The organism is Nocardia exalbida NBRC 100660 (genome assembly GCF_000308575.1).
Taxonomy (GTDB): Bacteria; Actinomycetota; Actinomycetes; order Mycobacteriales; family Mycobacteriaceae; genus Nocardia; species Nocardia exalbida.
Map to the genome: position 1 here is coordinate 76,923 of NZ_BAFZ01000048.1, position 23,819 is coordinate 100,741.

The 23,819-nt window shown below is 70.2% G+C and carries 23 protein-coding genes; 15 read left to right on the forward strand and 8 right to left on the reverse strand.

The window, feature by feature from the left end; translation table 11 throughout:
• Positions 1-2: 2 nt before the first annotated feature.
• Complete coding sequence (locus ON29_RS10855) at positions 3-1,352, reverse strand: diguanylate cyclase domain-containing protein (protein WP_040866068.1); 1,350 nt, start codon at positions 1,350-1,352, stop codon at positions 3-5.
• 276 nt (positions 1,353-1,628) lie between these two features.
• On the opposite strand from ON29_RS10855, the gene ON29_RS10860 reads away from it, so the two are divergent.
• The gene (locus tag ON29_RS10860; protein ID WP_040866069.1) at positions 1,629-2,771 is read left to right on the forward strand and encodes a beta-ketoacyl synthase N-terminal-like domain-containing protein; all 1,143 of its coding nucleotides are present in this window, start codon (positions 1,629-1,631) and stop codon (positions 2,769-2,771) included.
• 230 nt (positions 2,772-3,001) lie between these two features.
• Positions 3,002-3,712: a sigma 54 modulation/S30EA ribosomal C-terminal domain-containing protein gene (locus tag ON29_RS10865; RefSeq protein WP_245548898.1), complete on the forward strand. Its 711-nt coding sequence runs from the start codon at positions 3,002-3,004 to the stop codon at positions 3,710-3,712.
• 3 nt (positions 3,713-3,715) lie between these two features.
• Here ON29_RS10865 and ON29_RS36970 read toward each other — a convergent pair whose 3' ends face one another.
• Entirely contained in the window at positions 3,716-4,378 is a 663-nt protein-coding gene (locus tag ON29_RS36970) for a sensor histidine kinase (RefSeq protein WP_051175077.1), read from the reverse strand.
• On the reverse strand, positions 4,375-5,304 hold the full coding sequence (locus ON29_RS36975; RefSeq protein WP_245548899.1) for a GAF domain-containing protein: 930 nt from the start codon (positions 5,302-5,304) through the stop codon (positions 4,375-4,377). The genes ON29_RS36970 and ON29_RS36975 overlap by 4 nt, the downstream gene beginning before the upstream one ends.
• A 479-nt stretch (positions 5,305-5,783) precedes the next feature.
• Between ON29_RS36975 and uvrA the strand changes: the two genes are divergently transcribed.
• On the forward strand, positions 5,784-8,735 hold the full coding sequence (gene uvrA, locus ON29_RS10875) for an excinuclease ABC subunit UvrA (RefSeq protein ID WP_040866070.1): 2,952 nt from the start codon (positions 5,784-5,786) through the stop codon (positions 8,733-8,735).
• Between the two features lie 55 nt (positions 8,736-8,790).
• On the opposite strand, the gene ON29_RS10880 is transcribed toward uvrA, so the two are convergent.
• The 3 genes from ON29_RS10880 to ON29_RS10890 form a co-directional block, all read right to left on the reverse strand.
• Positions 8,791-9,501: an alpha/beta fold hydrolase gene (locus ON29_RS10880; RefSeq protein WP_040866071.1), complete on the reverse strand. Its 711-nt coding sequence runs from the start codon at positions 9,499-9,501 to the stop codon at positions 8,791-8,793.
• Positions 9,502-9,743: 242 nt separating this feature from the next.
• Complete coding sequence (locus ON29_RS10885) at positions 9,744-10,085, reverse strand: DUF1844 domain-containing protein (protein WP_040866072.1); 342 nt, start codon at positions 10,083-10,085, stop codon at positions 9,744-9,746.
• Positions 10,086-10,089: 4 nt separating this feature from the next.
• Positions 10,090-10,617 (reverse strand): DinB family protein, encoded by a 528-nt coding sequence (locus tag ON29_RS10890; protein ID WP_040866073.1) that lies wholly within the window; start codon positions 10,615-10,617, stop codon positions 10,090-10,092.
• 337 nt (positions 10,618-10,954) lie between these two features.
• Between ON29_RS10890 and infC the strand changes: the two genes are divergently transcribed.
• From infC to ON29_RS10910, 4 genes are all read left to right on the forward strand, one after another.
• The gene (gene infC, locus ON29_RS10895; RefSeq protein ID WP_083863358.1) at positions 10,955-11,620 is read left to right on the forward strand and encodes a translation initiation factor IF-3; all 666 of its coding nucleotides are present in this window, start codon (positions 10,955-10,957) and stop codon (positions 11,618-11,620) included.
• A 58-nt stretch (positions 11,621-11,678) separates the two neighbouring features.
• Positions 11,679-11,873, forward strand: a complete 195-nt coding sequence (gene rpmI, locus ON29_RS10900; protein WP_039797322.1) for a 50S ribosomal protein L35 — start codon at positions 11,679-11,681, stop codon at positions 11,871-11,873.
• Positions 11,874-11,984: 111 nt separating this feature from the next.
• Positions 11,985-12,365 carry a 50S ribosomal protein L20 gene (gene rplT / locus ON29_RS10905; protein WP_039797323.1) on the forward strand — a complete coding sequence of 127 codons (381 nt, stop codon included), beginning with the start codon at positions 11,985-11,987 and terminating at the stop codon, positions 12,363-12,365.
• Positions 12,366-12,405: 40 nt separating this feature from the next.
• Positions 12,406-13,203, forward strand: a complete 798-nt coding sequence (locus ON29_RS10910) for a TrmH family RNA methyltransferase (RefSeq protein ID WP_040866075.1) — start codon at positions 12,406-12,408, stop codon at positions 13,201-13,203.
• A gap of 58 nt (positions 13,204-13,261) precedes the next feature.
• On the opposite strand, the gene ON29_RS10915 is transcribed toward ON29_RS10910, so the two are convergent.
• Positions 13,262-13,834: a TetR/AcrR family transcriptional regulator gene (locus ON29_RS10915; protein ID WP_051175079.1), complete on the reverse strand. Its 573-nt coding sequence runs from the start codon at positions 13,832-13,834 to the stop codon at positions 13,262-13,264.
• Positions 13,835-13,936: 102 nt separating this feature from the next.
• On the opposite strand from ON29_RS10915, the gene ON29_RS10920 reads away from it, so the two are divergent.
• The 6 genes from ON29_RS10920 (at position 13,937) to ON29_RS10945 (ending at position 21,700) form a co-directional block, all read left to right on the forward strand.
• Entirely contained in the window at positions 13,937-15,364 is a 1,428-nt protein-coding gene (locus ON29_RS10920) for an MFS transporter (RefSeq protein ID WP_040866077.1), read from the forward strand.
• Between the two features lie 344 nt (positions 15,365-15,708).
• On the forward strand, positions 15,709-16,770 hold the full coding sequence (pheS, locus tag ON29_RS10925; RefSeq protein WP_051175080.1) for a phenylalanine--tRNA ligase subunit alpha: 1,062 nt from the start codon (positions 15,709-15,711) through the stop codon (positions 16,768-16,770).
• 33 nt (positions 16,771-16,803) lie between these two features.
• A complete protein-coding gene (pheT, locus tag ON29_RS10930; protein ID WP_040866078.1) occupies positions 16,804-19,311 on the forward strand; it encodes a phenylalanine--tRNA ligase subunit beta in 2,508 nt (835 codons plus the stop codon).
• A gap of 4 nt (positions 19,312-19,315) precedes the next feature.
• On the forward strand, positions 19,316-20,083 hold the full coding sequence (locus ON29_RS10935; RefSeq protein ID WP_040866107.1) for an alpha/beta hydrolase: 768 nt from the start codon (positions 19,316-19,318) through the stop codon (positions 20,081-20,083).
• A gap of 39 nt (positions 20,084-20,122) precedes the next feature.
• On the forward strand, positions 20,123-20,641 hold the full coding sequence (locus tag ON29_RS10940) for a PspA/IM30 family protein (protein WP_040866079.1): 519 nt from the start codon (positions 20,123-20,125) through the stop codon (positions 20,639-20,641).
• A gap of 39 nt (positions 20,642-20,680) precedes the next feature.
• Entirely contained in the window at positions 20,681-21,700 is a 1,020-nt protein-coding gene (locus ON29_RS10945) for a hypothetical protein (protein WP_040866080.1), read from the forward strand.
• A gap of 13 nt (positions 21,701-21,713) precedes the next feature.
• Here ON29_RS10945 and ON29_RS10950 read toward each other — a convergent pair whose 3' ends face one another.
• Positions 21,714-22,217: a DUF3558 domain-containing protein gene (locus ON29_RS10950; RefSeq protein WP_157172738.1), complete on the reverse strand. Its 504-nt coding sequence runs from the start codon at positions 22,215-22,217 to the stop codon at positions 21,714-21,716.
• 267 nt (positions 22,218-22,484) lie between these two features.
• On the opposite strand from ON29_RS10950, the gene ON29_RS10955 reads away from it, so the two are divergent.
• Entirely contained in the window at positions 22,485-23,084 is a 600-nt protein-coding gene (locus tag ON29_RS10955) for a GTP-binding protein (RefSeq protein WP_245548900.1), read from the forward strand.
• A gap of 399 nt (positions 23,085-23,483) precedes the next feature.
• Positions 23,484-23,819 (forward strand): nitrate- and nitrite sensing domain-containing protein (locus ON29_RS10960; protein WP_040866081.1); only part of this gene is annotated, 336 nt, incomplete at its 3' end.

Genomic DNA, 23,819 nt, shown 5'->3' on the forward strand with positions numbered 1-23,819 from the left:
CGTCAGGAGGCGTGGGTGCTGTTCGGCCTGCGGCCCTTGGTGACGGTGCCTTCGCGTCGCCCCGGCGGCTTCGCACGGTACATCGCCAGGTCCGCGTCGTGCAGCACGGCTTCCGGGCTGCGCCGGTCGCCCACCTCGAGTTCGGTGACGCCGATCGAGGCGTTCACCTCGATCCGGTGCCCGCGCGCGATGATCGGCTCGGCCATGGTGGAACGCAATCTGCTCACCAGTGCGTCGATGTCGACGCGGCGGGTGCGGCCGGACAGCAGCACCAGGAACTCGTCGCCGCCGAGCCTGCCGACGATGTCGTCGCCGCGCAGCGCGCGCTGCAACCGCTGGGCGACGATCTGCAGCACCGTGTCGCCGATGGCGTGCCCGAGGGTGTCGTTGATCGCCTTGAAGCCGTCCAGGTCGATGAACAGCACGGTGGACACCGGCAGCAGTTCGTCGGTGCTGGCCAGCGCGGCGGCCAGCTGGGAGAGGATCAGCGAGCGGTTGGCCAGCCCGGTGAGCGAGTCGTGCGTGGCCTGATACTCCAATTGCCGCCTGCTGGCACGGAATTCGGTGATGTCGGCGAAGGAGGACACGGCCGAGGAGCGCGGGTCGCCGGGGTTGAGCAGGCGGCTGCTGCCCGACAGCCAGCGGCGCTGACCGTCCACCCGGTCGACGCCGAAGACGTAGCCGGTGATGGTCTCGCCCGTGGCGAGCGTGCGCGCCACGGGATGGCGGCTCGGCGGCAGCAGCTGGGCGTTCGCGTCCAGCAGCACCAGCGGCAGCGACTGGATGGTGCGCCCGATCACCTGGCGGTCGGGTCCCTCGGTGCCGAAGATGCGTTTGGCCGCCGGGTTCATCGATTCGATGCGGCCCTCCGGATCGATCACCACGACGCCCTCCTCCAACTGGGACACGACCGTGGTGAAGTAGTGCTCGGCTCTGCGCTGCGCGGCCTCGGCGTGGCGCTGGGCGGTGAGGTCGTGGATCACCACCTGGTAGGCGAGGCGGTCGTGCCAGGCGGTCAGCACCGACACCGTCTCCACCGGGACGGTGCCGCCGTCCACCCGCATCAGCGTCATCTCGGTGGGGATCGAGGCCGCGCCCGCGGTGGTGAGGGTGCTGATGCGGTCGAGCATCGAGGGGACGGACGCGGGGTGGACGAAGTCGGTCAGCGGGCGGCCGACGATCTCCTCGGCGTTCTCCGCGGCGAGCAGGCGGACGGTCGCCGGATTGACGTAGACGACCCGGCCGCGCTCGTGCACACAGATTCCGTCCGGGGTGTGTTCGACCAGGGAGCGGTAGCGCGCGGCCAGCTGTTCGGCGGCGTCGACCGCGGCGGCCAGCTTGTCGTCACCCACTCGAACCCCCGATCATCGACCCGATTATGGCCATTGGAACACGGGATCATTCTGGTATCGACGTGTACAAGATCACATCGTCCACGGTATTGCTTCGATCACAGTACTGGCACGTTCTCGGCCGGGGTCCGGCGATCATGGCAGATACCGGTTGCCGAGTCGAGAAGGGGCGAACCGCTCGAGCGTCCCGGGCAGCCGGCGAAGGAGCGAGACATGCCGGGTGCCGACCCGAACCCCGCCGCGCGGTTCCGAACTCCGCCGAGGCATCGAGATCCTATGACCATCGCCGGGATCGGCGCGATCACCGGCTACGGGTGGGGCCGGGAACGACTGTGGAACGGGTTGCTCAGCGGCAAGTCGGCCGCCGCCCTGCTGCCCGGCTACGGGCCCGGCCGGGACGAGGACGCCTGGGTATCGCTGGTGCCCGACGGCGGCGATCCCGAGCTGAGCACGAGCCGTTACGGCCGGGCCGTGCACGAGGCGGCGCGGGAGGCCGTCGCCGACGCCCGCGAGCGGGGCTGGCGGCCCGGCCGCACGGTCGGTCTGCTGCACGCCATCGTGCTCGGCGACGTGGCGGACTGGCGCGACTTCTACCTCGTCGACGGGGGCAACCGCCGGTCGAGGGACTACCTGCGGCTGCTGCCGTCCACTCCGGTCTCGATGCTGATGCAGGAGTTCGGCTTCCACGGTCCGGCCATGAACGTGTCCGCCGCGTGCAGTTCCGCCAACGTCGCGCTGATCACCGCGAAGCTCTGGCTGGACGCAGGCATGGCCGACGACGTGATCTTCGTGGCGACCGACCTGTCCGCCACCCCGGACATGGTGGAGAGCTTCGTCCGGCTCGGCGCCGCGGTCACCGACGCCGAACCGCTGGACGCGTGCCGTCCCTTCCAGCAGGGCAGCCGCGGGTTCAGCATGGGGGAGGCCTCGGTGGCGTTCGTGCTGACCCGTTCGGCGGACCGGCCCTACGCCGCGGTCCTCGGCGGCGCGATGTCCAACGACGCCTATCACGTGGTCTCGGTCGACCCGACGCACGAGCAGATCCTCGACTGCGCTCACCGCGCGCTCGCCGACGCGGAGGTCGCCGCCACGGACGTGCGTTATTTCAACGCGCACGGCACCGGGACCAGGCAGTGCGATGTGGCCGAGCATCATCTGATCGAGCACCTGTTCGCAGGCCCTCCGCACATCTACGCGCTGAAGCCGCTGGTGGGCCACTGCCAGAGCGCGGCGGCCGCCGTCGAGGTGGCGGCGGCCGCGCTGGGCTACGAGCGCGGCATCGTGCCCGCGGCCCCGATCGTCGCGCCCGCGCATCCACGGTTGCTGGACGGCCCGGCGCCGTTCGAGGGCGGCGTCACCCTGAAGCTCTCCCTCGGCATGGGCGGCAACAACTCCGTCGTAGTGCTCGGCGCCGCCTGACCGCGATTCGCCGCGCGGGCGAACGCCCCGCCCGGCCCGGTCGGCCTGATTCGGGCCTGTGCCAGCACTTTTCGCCGATGGGGACTTTCGGCCCTGTTCGCGGCAGTACACGCGGTGCTGGCATAGGGGCGGGACGGATCGATCTGGAGAGCGGGGCAATGCAGATGGTCTCATCAGGGTTGCGGTGCGTATCGGAACAGTGGACGACGGCCGCGGGGCCGGAGGTCGCGGTGACCACGCGAGGGGAGGTGGCCGCCTTGGATGTCACGCGGGCGGTGCGAGCCGTCTCCCGGGTGCTGCGCAGACACCATCTCGACGCTCCCGCCCGGGTGCGTCTCGGCGCGCTGCCCGGCCCGGAGGCCCTGACAGTGGTGCAGGTCGACGTCCACCACCGGGACGTCGTGACCCGGGTCCAGGTCACCGGGCCGCGCGGGTTCGCGGTGACCTTTGCCGCCGAGCGGCTCGACCGCCGGTTGGCCCGGCTGGCCGCGCGGGAAACGCGGACCTGGCCCGATCCGGCCCGGCCGCCGCTGTCCCGCGCCGGGGAGCCGCGTCCGATCGTTCGCCGCAAGCAGTGCGCCCTGTCCACCTGCACCCCCGCCGAAGCGGTCGCGGTGCTGGACGCCATGGATTACGAGGCCCACCTGTTCACCGACGCCGAGACCGGCGAGGACGCGGTGGTGCACTGGGCAGCGCCGGGCGTGCGGCTCATCCGCCAGCGCGCGACGTATCCGCCGATCCGGTCGCCGGAGCCGGTCCGGAGCACCCCGCCGATCGTCGTGGACGCCGAGCCCGCCGCATGCCTGCCTCCGGCCGAGGCTGCGACGGCGTTGTGCCGCAGCGGACTGCCGTTCCTGTTCTGTACCGACCCGGACAGCGGCCGGGGCGGGCTGCTGTACCGGCGCCACGACGGCGATCTGGCGCTCGTCGCGCCCGTCTGATCGCTAGGCCAGCGGCGCGGACCAGTGCACCCTGGTGCCGCCGCTCTCGGTCCGCCCGACCGTGCAGCGGCCGTCGGACATGCTCGCGCGCTGCGCGAGGTTGGCCAGCCCGCTCGGTGTGACCTCCGCGGGCATGCCCGCGCCGTTGTCCTCGACGAGCACGGTCAGCTCGTCGCCGACGGTGATCTCGACGGCGAGCCGGGTGCCGCCGGAATGACGCACCGCGTTACTGACCGATTCGCGCACCACGGCTTCCGCGTGGTCGGCCAGTGCGTCGCCCACCACCGACAGCGGGCCGGCGAATCGCACACTGGTCCGGAAGGCGCCGTCGGCGGTCTGCTGGCGGATCGCGTCCTCCAGTCGCCGCCGCAGCGGGTCGCCGCCGTGCAGGTCGAAGATCGACGTGCGGATCTCCTGCACGACCTCCTGTAAACCGTCCATCTCCGTCGAAAGCCGTTGCCGGACTTCGTGATCCTGCGTGCGTGCCGCGGTCGCCCGCAACCCGAGCCCGACCGCGAACAATCGTTGGACGACGTGGTCGTGCAGGTCGCGCGCGATGCGGTCGCGGTCGGCGAGCACGTCGAGTTCGCGCATCCTGCGCTGGGTCTCGGCCAATTGCATGGCCAGGGCCGCCTGGTCGGTGAACGCGGCGGTCAGTTCGATCAATTCGCCGGGGTAGGGGGAGCCCCGGGTGGCCGCGCGATGATCAGCACACCGAGCGCGAGATCCGCGGTCTGCAACGGCAGCACCAGCGCGGGCCCCGCCGGGCCCACCGCGGCGCCGAGATCCTCCGCGGCGGCCTCCGGCACCTGTACCGGCGCGCGCTGCGTGAATGCCGTGCCGGTGACGGTGCCCGCGATGCGCACCCGCTCCGGGCCCGGTCCGGGGCCGAACCATTGCGCCACCACGAGTTCGGTGGCTTCGTCGGGCGGCGTCGCGGGCGCCACCACGGCCAGCAGCGCCTGCTGCGAACCGGTCAGCGCGCGGGCGCGGGCGACCACCTGCGCGAGTACCAGATCCGGCGCCGTGCCCGCGAGGAATTCGGTCGCGATGTCGCGGGTCGCCTCGATCCACGCCTGCCTGGTCCGCGCGGATTCGTAGAGCCTGGCGTTCTCGATCGCGATGCCCGCCGCGGCGGCCAGCGCAAGCACGACGGCCTCGTCGTCGTCGGTGAACGGTTGCCCGCCCGCCTTCTCGGTGAGGTACAGATTGCCGAAGATCTCCTCGCCGACCCGCACCGGGACGCCGAGGAAGCTGCCCATCGGCGGATGGCCGGGCGGAAAGCCCACGGAGGCAGAGTGTTCCGACAGGTCGTCCAGCCGGATCGGTCGCGGGTGCGCCAGCAGCAGGCCGAGTACGCCCTGCCCTCGCGGGGTGCGGCCGATGTGGTCCGGTGTCAGGTCGTCGACGCCCTGGAAGATGAATTCGACCAGCCGGTCGCCGTGTCCGCGTACGCCGAGCGCCCCGTAGCGGGCGTCGACCAGACGGGTGGCGGTCCGCACGAGGGCGCGCAAAGTGTCGAGCACCGTTGACGAGAGATGGGGGGTGAGTTCCGTCATGAAGGAGTCGGGGGAGGCCGGTGGGGGGCGCACAGCGCGCTCAGTCTAATCGGCGGTTCGTGCGTGCGCTGCGGAGTTGCGCCGAGCGATGACCCGGACGAGCCGGCGCGGCCGGAGCCATCGGCGCGGTCTCGACCAGCGTGAGTTCCAGGGTCGCGATGTGGGTAGTCACACACACGGGGTGACGTCGGGCACCGGGCGGCCGCGCGCCACTCCCGCAGTCGATCACTCGCCTCCCAGGTCCCGGCTGCCCCGGGTGCGGGCGGCGGCAGCGTGACGGCTGCGTCGAGGGGAATGACGAGTGCGGCCGCGCTGTTGACCAGTGGTGCCGGGAGGGCGATGCTACGGAGGCGTCCTGGCCTGTTTCCCCGGCCCGATCCGTAATGTCCGGTCGCCGGGTTCCCGCTATTCGTCGAGGTGACGGGCGGTCCGCGAAACTTGTCGGTGCCCATGCCTAGCATGGCGGCCGGGGGTATGTCTGGACGCCGAACACGAAGGAGAAGGGACGACCTGTGGCGGAACGCCTCACTGTGCGCGGAGCTCGGGAGCACAACCTGAAGGGTGTCGATCTCGACCTGCCCCGCGACAGCCTCATCGTGTTCACCGGTCTGTCCGGCTCCGGCAAGTCCAGCCTGGCCTTCGACACGATCTTCGCCGAAGGCCAGCGCCGCTACGTCGAGTCGCTGTCGGCGTACGCGCGGCAGTTCCTGGGACAGATGGACAAACCCGACGTCGACTTCATCGAAGGTCTGTCGCCCGCGGTGTCCATCGACCAGAAGTCGACCAACCGCAACCCGCGCTCCACCGTGGGCACCATCACCGAGGTCTACGACTATCTGCGGCTGCTCTACGCGCGGGCGGGCACGCCGCACTGCCCCGTGTGCGGCGAGCTGATCGCCAAGCAGACGCCGCAGCAGATCGTCGACCAGGTGCTGGCCATGGAGGAGGGCATCCGCTTCCAGGTGCTCGCCCCGGTGGTGCGCACCCGCAAGGGCGAGTTCGTCGACCTGTTCGACCAACTGAACTCCCAGGGCTACTCCCGCGTGCGGGTCGACGGCGTGGTGTATCCGCTCACCGACCCGCCGAAACTGAAGAAGCAGGAGAAGCACGACGTCGAGGTCGTGGTCGACCGGCTGGCGGTGAAGCCGGGTTCCAAGCAGCGCTTGACCGATTCGATCGAGACCGCGCTGCGGCTCGCCGACGGCATCGTGGTGCTCGACTTCGTCGATCGCGACGAGCACGCGCACGACCGGGAGCGCCGCTTCTCCGAGCGTCTCGCCTGCCCGAACGGTCACCCGCTCGACATCGAGGACCTGGAGCCGCGTTCGTTCTCGTTCAACTCGCCCTACGGCGCCTGCCCGGACTGCACCGGTCTCGGCATCCGCAAGGAGGTCGACCCGGAACTGGTGGTGCCCGACCCGGCGCTGAGCCTCAACGACGGCGCCATCGCGCCGTGGTCGCGCGGCCAGACCGCCGAGTACTTCACCAGGCTGCTGTCCGGTCTCGCCGACGCCATCGGCTTCTCCATGGACACCCCGTGGCAGGATCTGCCGCCCAAGGCACGCAAAGCGGTGCTGGAGGGCAGCGCCGACCAGGTGCACGTGTCCTACACCAACCGCTACGGCCGCAAGCGCTCGTACTACGCGGACTTCGAGGGCGTGATGCCGTTCCTGCAGCGGCGCCTGGAGAGCACCGAGTCCGAGCAGATGAAAGAGCACTACGACGGGTACATGCGCGACATCCCGTGCCCGGTGTGCAACGGTGCCCGGCTGCGCCCGGAGATCCTCGCCGTCACCATCGCCGCGAACGGCGACAAGAAGTCCATCGCCGACGTCAGCGACCTGTCCATCGGCGAGTGCTCGGCGTTCCTGAATTCGCTCACCCTGGGGGAGCGCGAGGCGGCCATCGCCGGGCAGGTGCTCAAGGAGGTGCAGGCGCGGCTGGGCTTCCTGCTCGATGTGGGCCTGGAGTACCTCTCGCTGTCCCGCGCGGCCGCCACGCTCTCCGGCGGTGAGGCGCAGCGCATCCGGCTCGCCACCCAGATCGGCTCCGGTCTGGTCGGCGTGCTGTACGTGCTCGACGAGCCGTCCATCGGCCTGCACCAGCGGGACAATCGCAGGCTCATCGAAACCCTCACGCGCCTGCGCAATCTCGGCAACACGCTGATCGTGGTCGAGCACGACGAGGACACCATCCGCGCCTCGGACTGGGTGGTCGACATCGGCCCGTTCGCCGGCGAGCACGGCGGCACGGTGGTGCACAGCGGGCCCTACGAGGAACTGCTCACCGACCCGAACTCGCTGACCGGGGCGTATCTGTCGGGCCGGGAGCGGATCGAGGTGCCGCTGGTGCGCCGTCCGGTCGCCAAGAAGCGCCAGCTGACCGTCGTCGGGGCGAGCGAGCACAATCTCCAGGGCATCGACGTCGCCTTCCCGCTCGGCGTGCTCACCTCGGTGACGGGCGTCTCCGGATCGGGCAAGTCGACCTTGGTGAACGACATCCTGGCGACGGTGCTGGCGAACCGGCTCAACGGCGCGCGGCAGGTGCCCGGCAGGCACACCCGGGTCAACGGCCTCGACCACCTCGACAAACTGGTGCAGGTGGACCAGTCGCCGATCGGCCGCACGCCGCGGTCCAACCCGGCCACCTACACCGGCGTCTTCGACAAGATCCGCACGTTGTTCGCGGCCACCACCGAGGCGAAGGTGCGGGGATACCAGCCGGGCCGGTTCTCGTTCAACGTCAAGGGCGGTCGCTGCGAGGCCTGCTCCGGCGACGGCACGCTGAAGATCGAGATGAACTTCCTGCCGGACGTCTACGTCCCCTGTGAGGTCTGCCACGGGGCCCGGTACAACCGGGAAACCCTCGAGGTGCACTACAAGGGCAAGACCATCGCCGAGGTGCTGGACATGTCCATCGAGGAGGCCGCCGAGTTCTTCGAACCGGTGACCTCGATCCACCGCTACCTCAAGACCCTGGTGGACGTGGGGCTCGGCTATGTGCGCCTCGGGCAGAGCGCTCCCACCCTCTCCGGTGGCGAGGCCCAGCGGGTGAAGCTCGCCGCCGAGTTGCAGAAGCGGTCCACCGGCCGCACGGTGTACATCCTCGACGAGCCGACCACGGGTCTGCACTTCGAGGACATCCGCAAGCTGCTCAACGTCATCAACGGCTTGGTGGACAAGGGCAACACGGTGATCGTCATCGAGCACAACCTGGACGTCATCAAGACCTCCGACTGGGTGATCGACATGGGCCCCGAGGGCGGCTCCGGCGGCGGCACCGTGGTGGCGGAGGGCACGCCGGAAGAGGTCGCGGCCGTCGCGCACAGCTACACCGGCCAGTTCCTCAAAGAGGTGCTGGACCAGCCGCCCGCGCTGCAGACCACCGCGAAGAAGGCTCCGGCGAAGAAGGCCGCCGCGAAGGCCACCAAGCGCGCGGTGAAGAAGACCGCGGCGGTCGGCTGACCCGTCGTCCGATGCGGCGCGGCCCGGATGCTCCGGGGCCGCGCCGCTTTTCGCCTCAGCGGTTGGCGATGGTGTGGATCAGTGCGGCGAGTTCCTTCGGCTTCGACCACATGGGCCAGTGTCCCGTGGGCAGGTCGACGTACTCGGCATCGATGCGCGCCAGCTCGGCGAAGAGGGGCGCTTCCCCGTTGTCCCGCAGCTTCTCGACCAGATCGGCGGTCATGCTGCTGCAGATCACGGTGGTCGCCACGGCCAGCCGCGCCGCCGAATCGCTCAATCGCAGCGGCGCGGCCGCGACGGAGGTGGGCTCCGGCACGGCGCGTTCGCGGAAGCGCGTCAGGGCGGATTCGTCCAGGCCCGCCAAGCTGCTGCCTCCGGCCTCCAGTTCGGGCCACTCCGGCAGCGCCCACTCGCGCGCGGCGATGTCCAGGGCGGAGTTGATGACGAAGCCGTTGGGCAGCGGCGCGCTGTCGACGTAGATCGCCCGGCGGAACAGGGCGGGCGACCGGTCGATGGCGAGATAGGCGGGCGCCGCGCCGCCGGAGTGCGCGACGAGCACGACGGTCTCGCCCGCGGGCACCGCGTCGATGATGGCTTGCGCTTGGGATTCCAGGGTGGCCGACAACCGATCGGGATCAGCCGCGTCCAGGCCGGGGAGCGTGAGCGCCGTTACCTCGTTGCCACGCTGCCGCAGATCGGGTGCGACCTCGTCCCACGCCCATGCACCGAGCCAGAATCCGGGAGCGAGCAGAATCCGAGTAGCCATGGGCTCACTGTGCCCTACCCGTTGGGAAATTTCCTAAACATCGTTGTCCCAGTGCGTGATTCGCCCACAATTTCCGCCGTGCTTCGGAATTCCGTCGGGCCGGGAGCGACCCGACGGGAATGTCTTCGCCGCATGCCCGCCGCGGTCGGCGGCTCGGCGCAGCGCGCCACCGGGCGTCGTCGCTCAGCGCCGGGATCGGGCCGCTGGGCGCGCGACGTCCGCGTCCCCAGCGGCCGAGCGGGTCAGTAGACCGGGCCGGTGTACTTCTCGCCAGGGCCCTTGCCCGGCTCGTCGGGATGCGCGGAGGACTCACGGAAGGCGCGTTGCAGCGACTGCAACCCTTCGCGAATCGGTCCGGCGTGCGGTCCCAGGTACTCCACCGACGCCGTGACGAGCCCCGCCAGCGCGGTGATCAGGCGGCGCGCCTCGTCCAGGTCGCGGCGCGGGCTGGCGTCCGGGTCCTCGTCGGCCAGCCCGAGCTTCTCCGCCGCCGAACTCATCAGCATCACCGCGGCGCGGCTGATCACCTCGACCGCGGGGATGTCGGCCAGTTCGCGTACGGAGGCGTCGAGCTCGTCAGTCATGCCTTCAGGCTAGCGACGCCGCGCGCAGCATCCGGAGGTGGCCGATCTCCGCGACGTTCTTCATCAGCTCCGCGTTCACCCAGCCCGCCAGGTGCGCGACGGTCGATCCGGCCTCGGCGGGCCACGGATAGGCGCAAGGGCGGTCCAGAGCGGGCTCGTCGAGCCGGTCGAGCACGCGCGTCCACTCGCCGTGCAGATCGCGCAGGCAGGCGATGGCGCCGGTACCATCGCCGGGCCAGTGCACGTCCTCCCGCGCCGGCGGGGTGACGCCTTCGGCATGATCGATGGCGGCGCCCCACCACCAGCCGATGTGCCAGGTGAGCCAGCCGATCGTGGGGACGGGCACGGGGTCGGGTTCGGTGTCCGCCCAATCCGGTCGCCATACGCCGTCGGCATCGGGGCGGACCGTCCAGCTGAGTTCGGCGGGTTCCCAGAGGAAGTCCTCCGGCGTGAGAGCGTCGAGGTGGATCCCGGCGAGTGACCAGGTCAGGTCGAACTGCCATCGCAGCAGGTCACGGCGTGATGTGAGCACCGGGGGAGCGTGGCACGCGGGACACGGCCGGGCAAGGTGTTTTCGGCCCGATTCGGCGATAGCGGAACGGAATGTTAGACTTCCCGCTGACGACCGCCCCGGGCTTGCCCCGGGGCTGATAAGTGGAGCCCGACTCCCACCGTTGCCGACGAATCATCGTACGGCCAACGGTCCGGTCGCCCGCCCCGCGAGGGCGGGTTTCTCGTGCCGAGGTTCTCTGTGGAGAACCGGGACGCGAGGGTCGGCCCGAGTTCACTCGTGGCCGGCGATCGGTCGACATCGGGCCCCGTCGCGGAATACCGCACCGGGGCCTTCGTGTTGAACAGGGGTTGCAGTTATTGCGCGCGGTCGTCCGACGACACCGCTTGACCTAGGAGGCCCCATCAGCACTGAGACCCGCATCAACGATCGCATCCGTGTTCCCGAGGTCCGGCTCATCGGACCGGGCGGCGAGCAGGTTGGGATCGTGCGTGTTGAAGATGCACTACGCGTCGCCCTCGAAGCCGACCTCGATCTGGTCGAGGTGGCACCGGATGCCCGTCCGCCGGTCTGCAAGATCATGGATTACGGCAAGTTCAAGTACGAGACGGCGCAGAAGGCGCGCGAGTCTCGGAAGAACCAGCAGCAGACGGTGATCAAGGAGCAGAAGCTCCGTCCGAAGATCGACGACCACGACTACGAGACCAAGAAGCGCAACGTCGTTCGCTTCCTCGAGGCCGGGTCCAAGGTCAAGGTGACGATCATGTTCCGGGGACGCGAGCAGTCCCGCCCCGAACTCGGCTTCCGGCTGCTGCAGCGCCTGGCGTCCGACGTCGCCGAGCTCGGATTCGTGGAAACCTCGGCCAAGCAGGACGGTCGCAACATGACCATGGTCCTCGCCCCCCACAAGGGTGCGAAGACCCGGGTGAAGGCGCAGCAGGAGTCGGCCCCGCGCCCGGCGCCCAGCGCCGCCCCGGCCGGTCAGCCCGCTGCGGAGCAGGCCGAGACCGCCGGCCCGCAGTAACACCGATCAGAACACCGGCGGTCCGCCCCGACCGCCGGGACGACAGATAGAGGAATCCATGCCGAAGATGAAGACCCACAGCGGCGCCTCGAAGCGATTCAAGGTGTCCGGTAAAGGCAAGCTGCTGCGCCAGCAGGCGAACCGTCGCCACCTGTTCGAGCACAAGCCCAGCCGCCGGACTCGTCGTCTGGACGGCGTGGAAGTTGTCGCCTCCGCCGACGTCCGTCGCGTGAAGAAGCTGCTCGGTCTCTGATCGCGCCCGCGCAGACCGAATAGGCACACCGCGACCGGACCAGCTCCGTCGCCACCCACCGACCCATTTCCGGGCGCTGCCCCGCGCCCCCAGATCGAACAGGACTGACCAGTGGCACGCGTCAAAAGGGCCGTCAACGCTCAGAAGAAGCGCCGTTCCATCCTCGAGGCCTCCAAGGGCTACCGCGGCCAGCGCTCGCGGCTGTACCGCAAGGCCAAGGAACAGCAGCTGCACTCGCTCACCTACGCCTACCGGGACCGCCGGGCGCGCAAGGGTGACTTCCGCAAGCTGTGGATCGCGCGCATCAACGCCGCCGCGCGGATCAACGACATCACCTACAACCGCTTCATCCAGGGCCTGAAGGCCGCCGGTGTCGAGGTGGACCGCAAGATCCTCGCCGAGCTGGCGGTGTCGGACGCCGAGGCGTTCGCCGGTCTCGTCGCCGTCGCCAAGGCCGCTCTGCCGCAGGACGTCAACGCGCCGGCCGCCTGAGTCGCATCCGTTGGCACACGGACACCTTTCGGAACGACCCGTGGAAGCGCTCAGTGAGCGCAATCCGCGGGTCGTTTCCGCTGTCAAGCTGCAGCGTGGCGCGCAGCGTCGTAAAACGGGCCGATTCCTCGCCGAAGGCGCCAATGCCGTCGCCGCGGCGCTGGAGACCGCGCGCGTCCACGAGTTGTTCTTTTCGGCGGCGGCCGCCGAACGAGACCACGCGCTGATCGCGGGAGCGGCCGCGGTGGGGGTCCGCACCACGCTGGTCAGCGATCGAGCGGCACAGCATCTCGGGGAAACCGTGACCGCGCCGGGGCTGGTGGCGGTCTGTGACCTGCTCGACGTGCCCTTGAGCCGGATCTTGGACGCGCGACCGCGCATGCTGGCCGTCCCGGTCGAGATGGCCGAGCCCGGGAACGCGGGCACGCTCGTGCGGGTCGCCGACGCGGTCGGCGCCGACGGCGTGGTGCTGGCGGGTGACACGGTCGACCCGCACAACGGCAAGTGCGTGCGGGCCAGTGCGGGCAGCATCTTCCACGTGCCGATCGCGCGGCACCGCGATGTGGCCGAGACGCTGGACGCGATCGCCGCGGCGGGTATCACGATCCTGGCGACGGCGGCGAACGGCGAAGTCGGCCTCGACGACGCCGACGCACTGTTTACCGGGCCGGTGGCCTGGCTGTTCGGCAACGAGGCGCACGGCTTGGACCCGGCCGTGGCGCGCCGGGCCGACCATCGCGTCCGCATTCCGATTCGTGGCCGCGCCGAGAGCCTGAACCTGGCGACGGCCGCCGCGATCTGCCTGTACGCGAACTCCCGCGTTCGCTACGGTGCTTGATCTCCCACGCCAGGTCACGCGGCTGTTTCGTATTCCAGGGGGACCGAACGTCGGATCGTCAATCGCCGTGGGTGCTCAGATTCTCCAGCAGCTCCGTCGCCCACGCCGCGGGAATCGCGTCCGGTCCCGCCACCCGCATCGCGCTCATCACCGTGAGCAGCATTCCGGTGGAGAGGAAGCGCCGAGTCTCCGTTCCCGATGCTCCCGTCAGTTCCCGGATCAACTGGTAGATCTCCCCGAATCGGGCCCTGACCTGGTTGCCGATCTCCGGCTCGATGCTCGCCGCGAACCCGTGCAGCAGTAGCTGGAGCAGCTCGCGTTCGGCGAGGAAGACCGAATAGCCGCCGCCGAGTGCCGCCAAAGCCGCTTCCGGGTCCGCGTCGGGCGCCGCCTCCGCACGCGCGGCGCGGAAGACCTCCTCGATCCGGTCGCACACGCGGTGCAGGGCGGCGCGGAACAGGTTCTGTTTGGTGCCGAACAGCCGGATCACGTACGGCTGTGACACGCCCGCGCGCCGGGCGATCTCGTCGGTCCGGGTGGCGGCGTAACCGGCTTCGGCGAACGCGCGGATCGCCGCGAGCAGCACCTGCTCGCCCCGTTCGCTGGCCGTCATCCTGGTCCTGGTCGCCATCGTGCTCCGTGTTCGCTGGTCTGGGCTCGGTCTTGACATGTTATCAGTCGATGCATAACGTTCTCCACGTTAGTTATCAGTCGATTACAACAAGGACTGGACATGACCGAGACCCTTCCACCCGCCGCCGCGCCCGTCGCCGCGCCCGCGGCCACGATCGGTGGTCGCAGGCTCGCCGCCGTACTAGCCGCGGTCGGCATCCCGATGTTCATGGTCACGCTGGACAACCTGGTCGTGACGAACGCGCTACCGGTGATCCGCACCGAACTCGGCGCCTCGCTGGCCGACCTGCAATGGTTCGTGAACGCCTACACGCTGTCGTTCGCTTCGCTGCTGCTCACCGCGTCCGCCCTCGGTGACCGGCTCGGCAGACGCCGGATCTTCCTGCTCGGCATCGCGGTGTTCACGGCGGCCTCCGCGATCTGCGCGGTGGCGACCGCACCGGGCATGCTCATCGCGGCGCGGGCGGTACAGGGCTTCGGTGCGGCGGCGGTGATGCCGCTGTCGCTGACACTGTTGTCGGCGGCGGTGCCGGAGAAGATGCGCAGCGCCGCCATCGGCATCTGGGGCGGGATCGCGGGCCTCGGTGTGGCACTGGGTCCGCTCATCGGCGGCGCGGTCGTCGAGGGGCTGAGCTGGCAGTGGATCTTCTGGGTGAACGTGCCGATCGGCCTGCTGGTGCTGCCGTTCGCGCTGCGGGTACTGGGGGAGTCGCACGGCGGCAGCAGGCGGGTCGACCTGCCGGGGCTGCTGCTGTCGGCGGGCGGCGTGCTCGCGGTGGTGTGGGGCGTGATCCACGGCGCCGACGACGGCTGGACGTCTCCCGGCGTGCTGTCCGCGCTGGTCGGCGGCGTTGTGCTGCTCGGCTGCCTGATCGCCTGGGAGCTGCGTACGCCGGAGCCGATGCTGCCGCTGCGATTGTTCCGCTCCCGCGCCTTCCGAGTGAGCAATGCGACCGGCTTCACCTTCTCGATGGGCGTGTTCGGTTCTATCTTCCTGCTGGCCCAGTACTTCCAGGTCGTGCAGGGCTATGGGCCGTTGCAGTCCGGCATCCGCACCATGCCGTGGACGATGGCGCCGATGGTCGTCGCTCCGCTGGCCGGTTTGATCGTCGACCGGGTCGGCGCCAGGGCGCTGCTCAGCACCGGGCAGGCGTTGCTGGCCGTCGCGCTGGCCTGGATGGCGGTGGTCGCCTCCGTCGACGCGAATTACCTGTCGTTCGTCGGTCCGTTCCTGCTCGGCGGCATCGGCATGGGCCTGACCTTCGCGCCGAGCGCCACCGTGGTGATGGCCGCAGCGGCGGAGGAGGACCGCGCGATAGCGTCGGGAACCAACAACACCCTGCGGGAAGTCGGGGTGGCCATGGGCGTCGCGGTGCTGGCGTCGGTCTTCGCCGCGCAGGGCTCCTACGAGGACCCGCAGAGCTACGTCGACGGACTGGTGCCCGCGGTGTGGGTCGGCGCCGCGATCGTCGCGGTCGGCGCGGTGGTGTCGCGGTTGCTGCCCGCCCGCATCGCCGTCGCCCGCTGACCGCCGAACCATCGCGCGACGCCCGGTCGCCGGAGTTCTCTCCTCGGCCGGGCGTTCCGCGGCGGCTGCCGGAACTCCCCTTATCCCTTCCCTGCTCGGCCTGCGTCCGGAGGTGGTGACGGTCCGCGCCGTTCCGGACCGGTTGCCGCGCGGTTCCGGCGCATGCCCGGCCTGCTCGGCACGTACGGGTGCACGGCCCGCGTGGCTACCACACGGCTCGCGCGGCGTCGCGGGTAATCCGGGTGAATCCGCCATAGCGCATCGAATACGATTGCGACCAGCAGCAATGCGGGCAGGCGGCAGCCGTGCCCGTGAACCGATCCCCAGGGGAGAGACGGAGCATCGTGGCCGACGACATCGACGCAGGCGAGCAGAACGCGGCGCTGACCGAGGAGGCACTGGCCGCGGCAGCGGCGGCCGCCGAGAAGGCGTTCGCCGCTGCCGCCGACCTGGATGCCCTCGCGGTCGCGAAAACCGAGCACCTCGGCGGCAAGGCGCCGCTGGCCCTGGCGCAGCGTGCGCTGGGCAGTCTGCCCAAGTCGGAGAAAGCCGACGCGGGCAAGCGGGTCAACGTCGCCAGGTCCCGGGTGTCGGAGGCGTTCGAGGCGCGCCGCGCCACCTTGCTGGCCGAGCGCGACGCCGCCGTGCTGGTCGCCGAGGCCATCGACGTGACGCTGCCCGCGGGCCGCACGGCCGTGGGCGCCCGGCACCCGATCACCGTCATCTCCGAGCAGATCGCCGATGTGTTCGTCGCGATGGGCTGGGAGGTCGCCGAAGGTCCCGAGGTGGAGACCGAGCACTTCAACTTCGACGCGCTGAACTTCCTGCCCGACCATCCGGCCCGCACCATGCAGGACACCTTCCACATCGCGCCGGAGGGCTCGCGGCAGGTGCTGCGCACGCACACTTCTCCGGTGCAGGTGCGCTCGATGCTGGAACGCGACCTGCCGATCTATGTGGTCTGCCCGGGCCGCACCTTCCGCACCGATGAGCTCGACGCCACGCACACTCCGGTGTTCTCGCAGGTCGAGGGCCTGGCGGTAGACAAGGGCCTGACCATGGCGCATCTGCGCGGCACGCTGGACGCGTTCGCCAGGGCGTTGTTCGGCCCGGAGACCCGCACTCGCATGCGCCCGAACTACTTCCCGTTCACCGAGCCCTCGGCCGAGGTCGACGTGTGGTTCCCGGACAAGAAGGGCGGCGCGGGCTGGGTCGAGTGGGGCGGCTGCGGCATGGTGAACCCGAAGGTGCTGATCGCCAGCGGGATCGATCCCGAGGTGTACAGCGGGTTCGCGTTCGGCATGGGCCTGGAGCGGACGCTGCAGTTCCGCAACGGCATCCCGGACATGCGCGACATCGTCGAGGGCGACGTGCGTTTCACGCTGCCCTTCGGTATCCGGTCCTGACCCCACCCTTCGATCGAGAGAGCGAAACGTCAAGTGCGAGTAGCGCAGTCCTGGCTGACCGACATCATCCAGCGCACCAACCCGGAGTGGTCGGTGACGCCGGAGGAGCTCGACGCGGGATTCGTCCGGGTCGGACTGGAAGTCGAAGAGGTCGACAAGCTCCAGCGGGTCGCGGGCCCGGAGGACGGCGAGCCGCCGCTGGTGGTCGGCCGGGTCGCCGAGATCACCGAACTGACCGAGTTCAAGAAGCCGATCCGCTTCTGCAAGGTGGACATCGGCAAGCCCGAGCTGCAGGAGATCATCTGCGGCGCGCGGAATTTCGAGGTCGGTGACCTGGTGGTCGCGGTGCTGCCCGGTGGCGTGCTGCCCGGTGGGTTCGAGATCACCTCGCGCAAGACCTACGGCCACGTCTCCAACGGAATGATCTGCTCGGTCGCCGAACTCGGGATCGGCAAGGACCATTCCGGCATCCTGGTGCTGGAACCGGGCACCGCCGAGCCGGGCACCGACGCCAACGCGCTGCTCGGTCTGGACGACACCGTCATCGAACTGAACATCACCCCCGACCGCGGCTACTGCTTCTCGGTGCGCGGCCTGGCGCGCGAACTGGCCTGCGGCTTCGATCTCGAATACGCCGACCCGGCGGTGCGTACCCTGCCCGACCACGAGCAGGAAGCCTGGTCGATCCGGGTCGAGCCGGACTCCCGGTGCACCCGCTTCGCGGCCCGCCGGGTCACCGGCATCGACCCGAAGGCGGTCAGCCCGTGGTGGTTGCAGCGCAGGCTGCTGCTGTCGGGCGTGCGCCCGATCTCGCCCGCGGTGGACGTCACCAATTACGTGATGCTCGAGCTGGGGCAGCCGCTGCACGCCTTCGACGCCGCGAAGGTGTCGGGCGGCCTGGTGGTCCGCACCGCGAACCAGGGCGAGACGCTGCGCACCTTGGACGAGGTGGAGCGCACGCTCGACGCCGAGGACGTGGTGATCGCCGACGATTCGGGTGTCGTCTCGCTGGCGGGCGTGATGGGCGGCGCGAGCACCGAGGTCGGCGCGCAGAGCACCGACATCCTGCTCGAGGCGGCCACCTGGAACCCGTTGCTGGTCTACCGCACCGCGCGCAGGCACAAGCTGGTGTCCGAGGCGGGCAAGCGGTACGAGCGGGTCGTCGATCCGGAGATCAACGTCGCCGCGCTGGACCGCGCGGCCACCCTGCTCGCCGAAATCGCCGGTGGCACCGTCGAACCCGTGCTGACGGACTTCCGGGCCCCGATCCCGGCGCCCGAGCCCATCCGGATGGACATCGACCTGGCCGACCGCGTCGCGGGCGTCACCTACCCCACCGGAACCTCCGCGCGCCGCTTGGCCCAGATCGGCTGCACCGTGGAGGTCGCCGTCAGCGAGGCCGGGCACGGCCAGCTGGTGGTGACCCCGCCCAGCTGGCGGCCCGACCTGGCCCAGCCCGCCGACCTGGTGGAAGAGGTGCTGCGGCTGGAAGGCCTCGAGCAGATCCCGTCCGTGCTGCCCGCCGCACCGGCCGGGCGCGGACTCACGCCGACCCAGCGCCGCCGCCGCGCCGTCAGCCGCGCACTGGCGTTCGCCGGCGCCGTGGAGGTTCTGCCGCCGGTGTTCCTGCCCGCCGGGGTGTTCGACACCTGGGGCCTGGATGCCGACGACCCGCGCCGCGCCACCACCAGGGTGCTCAATCCGCTCGACGTGGAGCGCGCCGAACTGGCCACCACCCTGCTGCCCGGCCTGCTCGAAGTGGCCGTCCGCAACATCTCGCGGGGTGCGCGTGATCTGGCGATCTACGGCATCGCGCAGGTCGTGCGGCCCGGGGCGAACATCAGGGCGGTCGACCCGCTGCCGGTGGACCGGCGCCCCACCGACGCCGAGATCGCCGAGCTGCTCGACTCGCTGCCCGAGCAGCCGGTGCACGTGGCCGCCGTCCTGACCGGCCGCCGCGAGCCGCGCGGGCCGTGGGGTCCGGGTCGTGCCGTCGAGGCCGCCGACGCGTTCGCACTGGCCGACGCCGTCGCCGACGCGGCCGGTGTGACCATCGAGCGCAGGGCGGCGGCCCAGCTGCCCTGGCATCCCGGTCGCTGCGCCGAGCTGGTGGTCGACGGAACGGTCGTCGGCTACGCGGGTGAACTGCATCCCGCCGTGCTGGAACGTTCGGGTCTGCCGCCGCGCACGTGCGCCGTCGAACTCGACCTGGACGCGTTGCCGCTGCGGGAAGCGCGGCCGGTTCCCATTGTGTCGCCGTTCCCCGCGGTGCTCCAGGACGTCTCGGTGAGCGTCGAGAAGACGATTCCGGCGGCGACCGTACAGGCCGCGCTGCGCACCGGCGGCGGGGAGCTGCTGGAGGACATCGCGCTGTTCGACGTGTACGAAGGCGCTCAGGCGGGCGAGGGACGCAAGTCGCTCACCTATGCGCTGCGTTTCCGGGCCGCCGACCGGACGCTCACCGAAGACGAGGCCAGTGCGGCGCGCGACGCGGCCGTCGCGGCGGCGGCCGACGCCGTGGGCGCGGTGCTGCGAGGCTGACGCGGTGCGGCACCCGGCCCGTCCGATCCTCAACGCGCTGACCTACCTGCCGGAGCGGACGGTGCTGCAGACCCCGGCGCTGCTCGGCATGGAGTACGCCGAGCTGTCCCTGCCCACCTCGGACGGGGAGATCGTGCACGCGTGGTGGATGCCCGCCAGGAACTCGGTCGGTCACATCCTCTTCGCGCACGGCAACGCGGGCAACCTCGGCGACCGCGTACCGATCTACGCGTTGCTCACCGAGGCCGGGTTCGACGTGCTGGCCTTCGATTACCGCGGGTACGGGCGCAGCACCGGCAAACCGACCGAGCACGGCACCTACCTGGACGCGCACGCCGCGCACCGGGCGCTGCTCGCGCAACCGGGTGTCGATCCGAATCGTGTGCTGTATCTGGGCAAGTCCCTCGGCGGCGGCGTCGTGCTCGAGCTGGCGCAACACCATCCGCCGGCGGGGGTGATGCTGATGTCCACCTTCAGCGGTCTGCGCGCCGCGGCTCGTTCGGTGTATCCGTTCCTGCCCGCGCCCCTGGTGCCGGACGCCTATCCGAACGAACGCCGCATCCGCACGCTGCGCGCTCCGGTACTGATCATGCACGGCGACCAGGACGAGCTGCTGCCGCTGCGGCACGCGCACCGGCTCTACGCCGCCGCGCCGGAGCCCAAACGGCTCGTCGTCTTTCCCGGCGCCGGGCACAACGATCTGATCGTGGTCGGCGGCTCGGCCTGGTACGACCTCGTGCGCGACTGGGCGGGCGCACTCGTCCGGTCGTGAACCGCGTGCGGCGCGGTCGTGGCTGCGTAGCCTGGCGGTATGAGTGACAACAGCGATATCGCGAGCCGGTTGGGCGGGCTGTCCGACGCGGAACTGGCAGGTGTTCTGCTGGTCGCCACGGCGGGCCGTCCCGGGTTCGCGGCGGTCCACGCCGCGTTGCTCGGGCTGGTGGAGACGGGGGATACCGGTACCGCCGGGGATGTGACTCCTACCACCCCGGTCGGCGGCACCGCGCTCCCTGGGCAGGAGCCGGAGGTATCCGGCCAGGTAGGCGGCGGTTCCGCGGTACCGGCGGTACCGGTACCGCCGCCGGGTATGCCCGGCACCGCCCCGAGCGGCGGATATTCGGTCTCCGGTGTTCCTACTTTCGAGTCAGTTCGCGATAGGGTCGAGCAGCGCTACGGCACCGCGCAGGGGATGGGCGAACTCGACCGGCAGACTCCAGCGGGCCGCAGCGTGGACGAACAATGGCAGGCACGCGAGAAGGCCGCGCGTGAGCGACTGGACCGGATCCGGGAATCGTTGCACGGCAACGACACCGAGCCGCACCAGACGTGAACCGGTCCGGGCGCGCCGGATGAAGATGGGTGGAATTCGATGAGCGAGCCGCGTGAGATCGCCGAACGGCTACTGGACGCCCAGGTGGAATTCCTGCTCGGCGAGGTCACCGGCGAGCGCTTCGCGGAGGTGATCGCGCGCGACACCGAGGCGGTCCTCGGAGTCGCCGATACGATCGTCTTCCGGGACGTAGTCGAGGTCGAGCAGGCCAAGCAGACCGTCCGCACCATCGTCGAGCTGATCGGCGGCAGTCCGGTGTTCGCCGACATGGTCGGTGTGTTCGCCGACTCCATCTACGACCACATCGCGACCAACAACGACTACACCCTCGGCGAGGTGGTCGAGCGCGAGCCGGTCGAGGCGCTGCTGGAGAAGATCTTCGGCATGCACCAGGCGCAGGAGCGCATCCTGGACCGGCTCACCGAGAGCCCGCTGGTGGCCACCGTCGCGTCGAAATTCGTGGACAAGCTGATCAACGATTTCATGCAGGCCAACCGCGAGCGCGCTGAGAAGATCCCGGGCGTCTCCTCGCTGATGTCGCTGGGCCAGTCCGCGGCCAATCGCGCCAAGAAGGCCGCCGACGGCACGTTCGTCGGTGACCTGGCGGGCAAAGGCGCGCTGTTCGCCCTCAAGCGCACCAACAACGCCATCCGCGAGATGCTGCGCGACGCGCCGGTGCACGCCGCCGCGATGGAGTTCTGGGATCTGCACGCCGACGAACCGGTCAGCGGTCTGCGCGAATACCTCAGCCGCAAGGACCTCAACGAATTGGTACTGCTGTGCTACGAAATCGCCGTCACCACGCGCGAGAAGGAGTACTTCGGCCTGCTGCTGGACGAGTGCGTGGAGGTGTTCTTCACCAAGTACGGCGATTACACCCTGGCGGCCATGCTGCCCGAACTCGGCCTCAGCGGTGACGACATCGCCGCGGAGATCCTGCGGTACGGGCCTGCGGTCATCGAGAGCGCGAAGCGGGAAGGAGTGCTCGCCGGGCTGATCCGCGAGCGCCTCGCCCCCTTCTACACCTCCGACAAGGTGCTCGACATCCTCGGCGGCTGAGGCCCAGGGCTTTTCATCTCGGCAGGGTAGGCACGATCGCTTCGCCGACGGTCGCGAGGCGTTCGCAGGGGTTCTGCTCGGTGGTCTTGTTGACCAGCGTCAATTGCAGCAGGCCCTGGCGAGCGGGGAAGAGCACGTCGCACATCTGGTCCTTGGCGGCGTCGTCGACGCGGAACTGGCGTCCGGTGCGCCCGCCGATCGTGACGTCCTGGAAGTCGACATTGCCCGGCTTGCGCTCGAACTCGGCCACGGACATGCCGTTGGAGAACACTCCGAGGGTGAAGTCGGCGCCCTTCCAACCGCAGATCTCCCAGCCGGGCTGTTTCACCCCGCCGACACCGACCTGCTTGCTCGCCGGATCGAGGCCCGCGCTCGTCAGCGCGGTGTCGGGGATGCCGGTGCACGGATCGAACAGCTGGGTGGCGGTGCTCGCGGCCTGCGTGGTGGTGGTGGTCGCCGGTGCCCCGCCGGACTCGTCGCCGCAGGCGGCCGCTCCGAGCACAAGTGCTATTGCCAAGGGAAACAACGTAATTCGGTGCGCCATCCAGCCCTCTTGCCCTCCGGTGTGTCGCGCCGGACTGTATCAGAGTCGCACCGCGAGGTTTCGCGGCGGGCGAGGACGGGTACCACGTTTCTCGTGCGGCTGTGCCGGCAGTCGCATTTCCATCGCCGAAATCGGTACCGCGCTGGAAGTCCCGATCGGGATCGGCAAGCCGTCGTCCGCGACCGGGCCGCCCGACACGTGATGTGCGCGTCGCCGTTGCCATCGAGAGGATCAGCGCCATTGTCCTGGCACTGCGACACGCGAAAGCAGACCATGCCGTCCTCGGTGAAGATCGTGGTGGGCGGCGGACTCGGCGCCGGGAAGACGACGTTCGTCGGGGCCGTCTCCGAGATCGGCCCGCTGGTGACCCAGGCGGAGGCGGCCGAGCCGATCGTCGTCCTGGACGCCCCGGAGCGCCGGGCGGACCGGAAGCCGGCCACCGTCCCCGTCGACGTGGGGCGGATCGACCTGGACAGCTCTTTGCTGCTGTACCTGTTCGGCGCCCCGGGTGCGGACGACCTCGCCTGGCTGTGGGACGACTTGGCCGACGGTGCGCTCGGCGCGGTGATCGTGGTGGACACCAGCCGCGTCCACGACTGCCATCCCGTGCTGGACTATTGCGCGCAGCACGGCACGCCCTTCGTCGTCGCGGTCAACCGCGCCCGTGGCACCCACGCCGACCTCGGCGAGGTGCGTGCGGCGCTCGCGCTCGCGGACTGGATCCCCGTGCTGGATTGCGATGCCAGCCGGCGTGATTCGGTCAAGGCCGTATTGGTGGCGCTGCTCGAACAGGTGCTGTCGCACCGGGCGGATCACCTCGTCGCCCGTAGCGCGGGTTGAGCGTGGCGCCGGGCGCTCCCGTCACTCGGGTCCGGTGAACGCGCCGCGCACCCGTCCGCTGTATCGGACTCGCGCTCGAGGGGTTTGCGGCGGTCGAAGGCGGGGATGAGCCGACGGTCTCGGCATCCGCTCGCGCGTGCACGCCGATGTCGGTTTGTCGTGCTCGTAACTCCTCGTTGCCAGTGTGTTTAGAAGTCCGCACACTGTCCGATTTGTCCGGTTTTCGCGTTGACGGCGCGGCGGCCCTGTGACAGTTTGCCCTTGATTTCCGTGTGCTCGCTGTGGAGCAGGCGCGGCGGCTGATCGGAGGAGCAGAGGGTGGTGCGGTCACCTCGACGACCGGAGAGTTCCGGGGGCGCAACGGTTGTCCCGCTCCGCGCTCACGACGGTGAACGCCGAATGCCGGGCAGCGGCATCGTGCGTCCGCGGACCATCCGCGGGCAGCTGGCTCGCATCCTCGTCGTCTCGCTCGTTCTGGTGCTCGCCCTTCTGGGTGGGATGGTCGCCCGCGAGAGAGAGGCGTATCGCAAGAGCCGGGACACGGTGGCCGCGGTGTCGCTGGCGCTGGCGGTGCAGGATCTCGTGCACGAGACGCAACGCGAGCGCGGCCTGACCAATGGCTTGCTCGGCGGCGACCAGCGCTTGCGGCAGCCGGTCGACGACCAGCGCGGCGCGGTCGACCGCGCCCTGCGCACGTTGCGGCAGGCGTCGGCGGACGGCCCGCCCGGCGCGGAG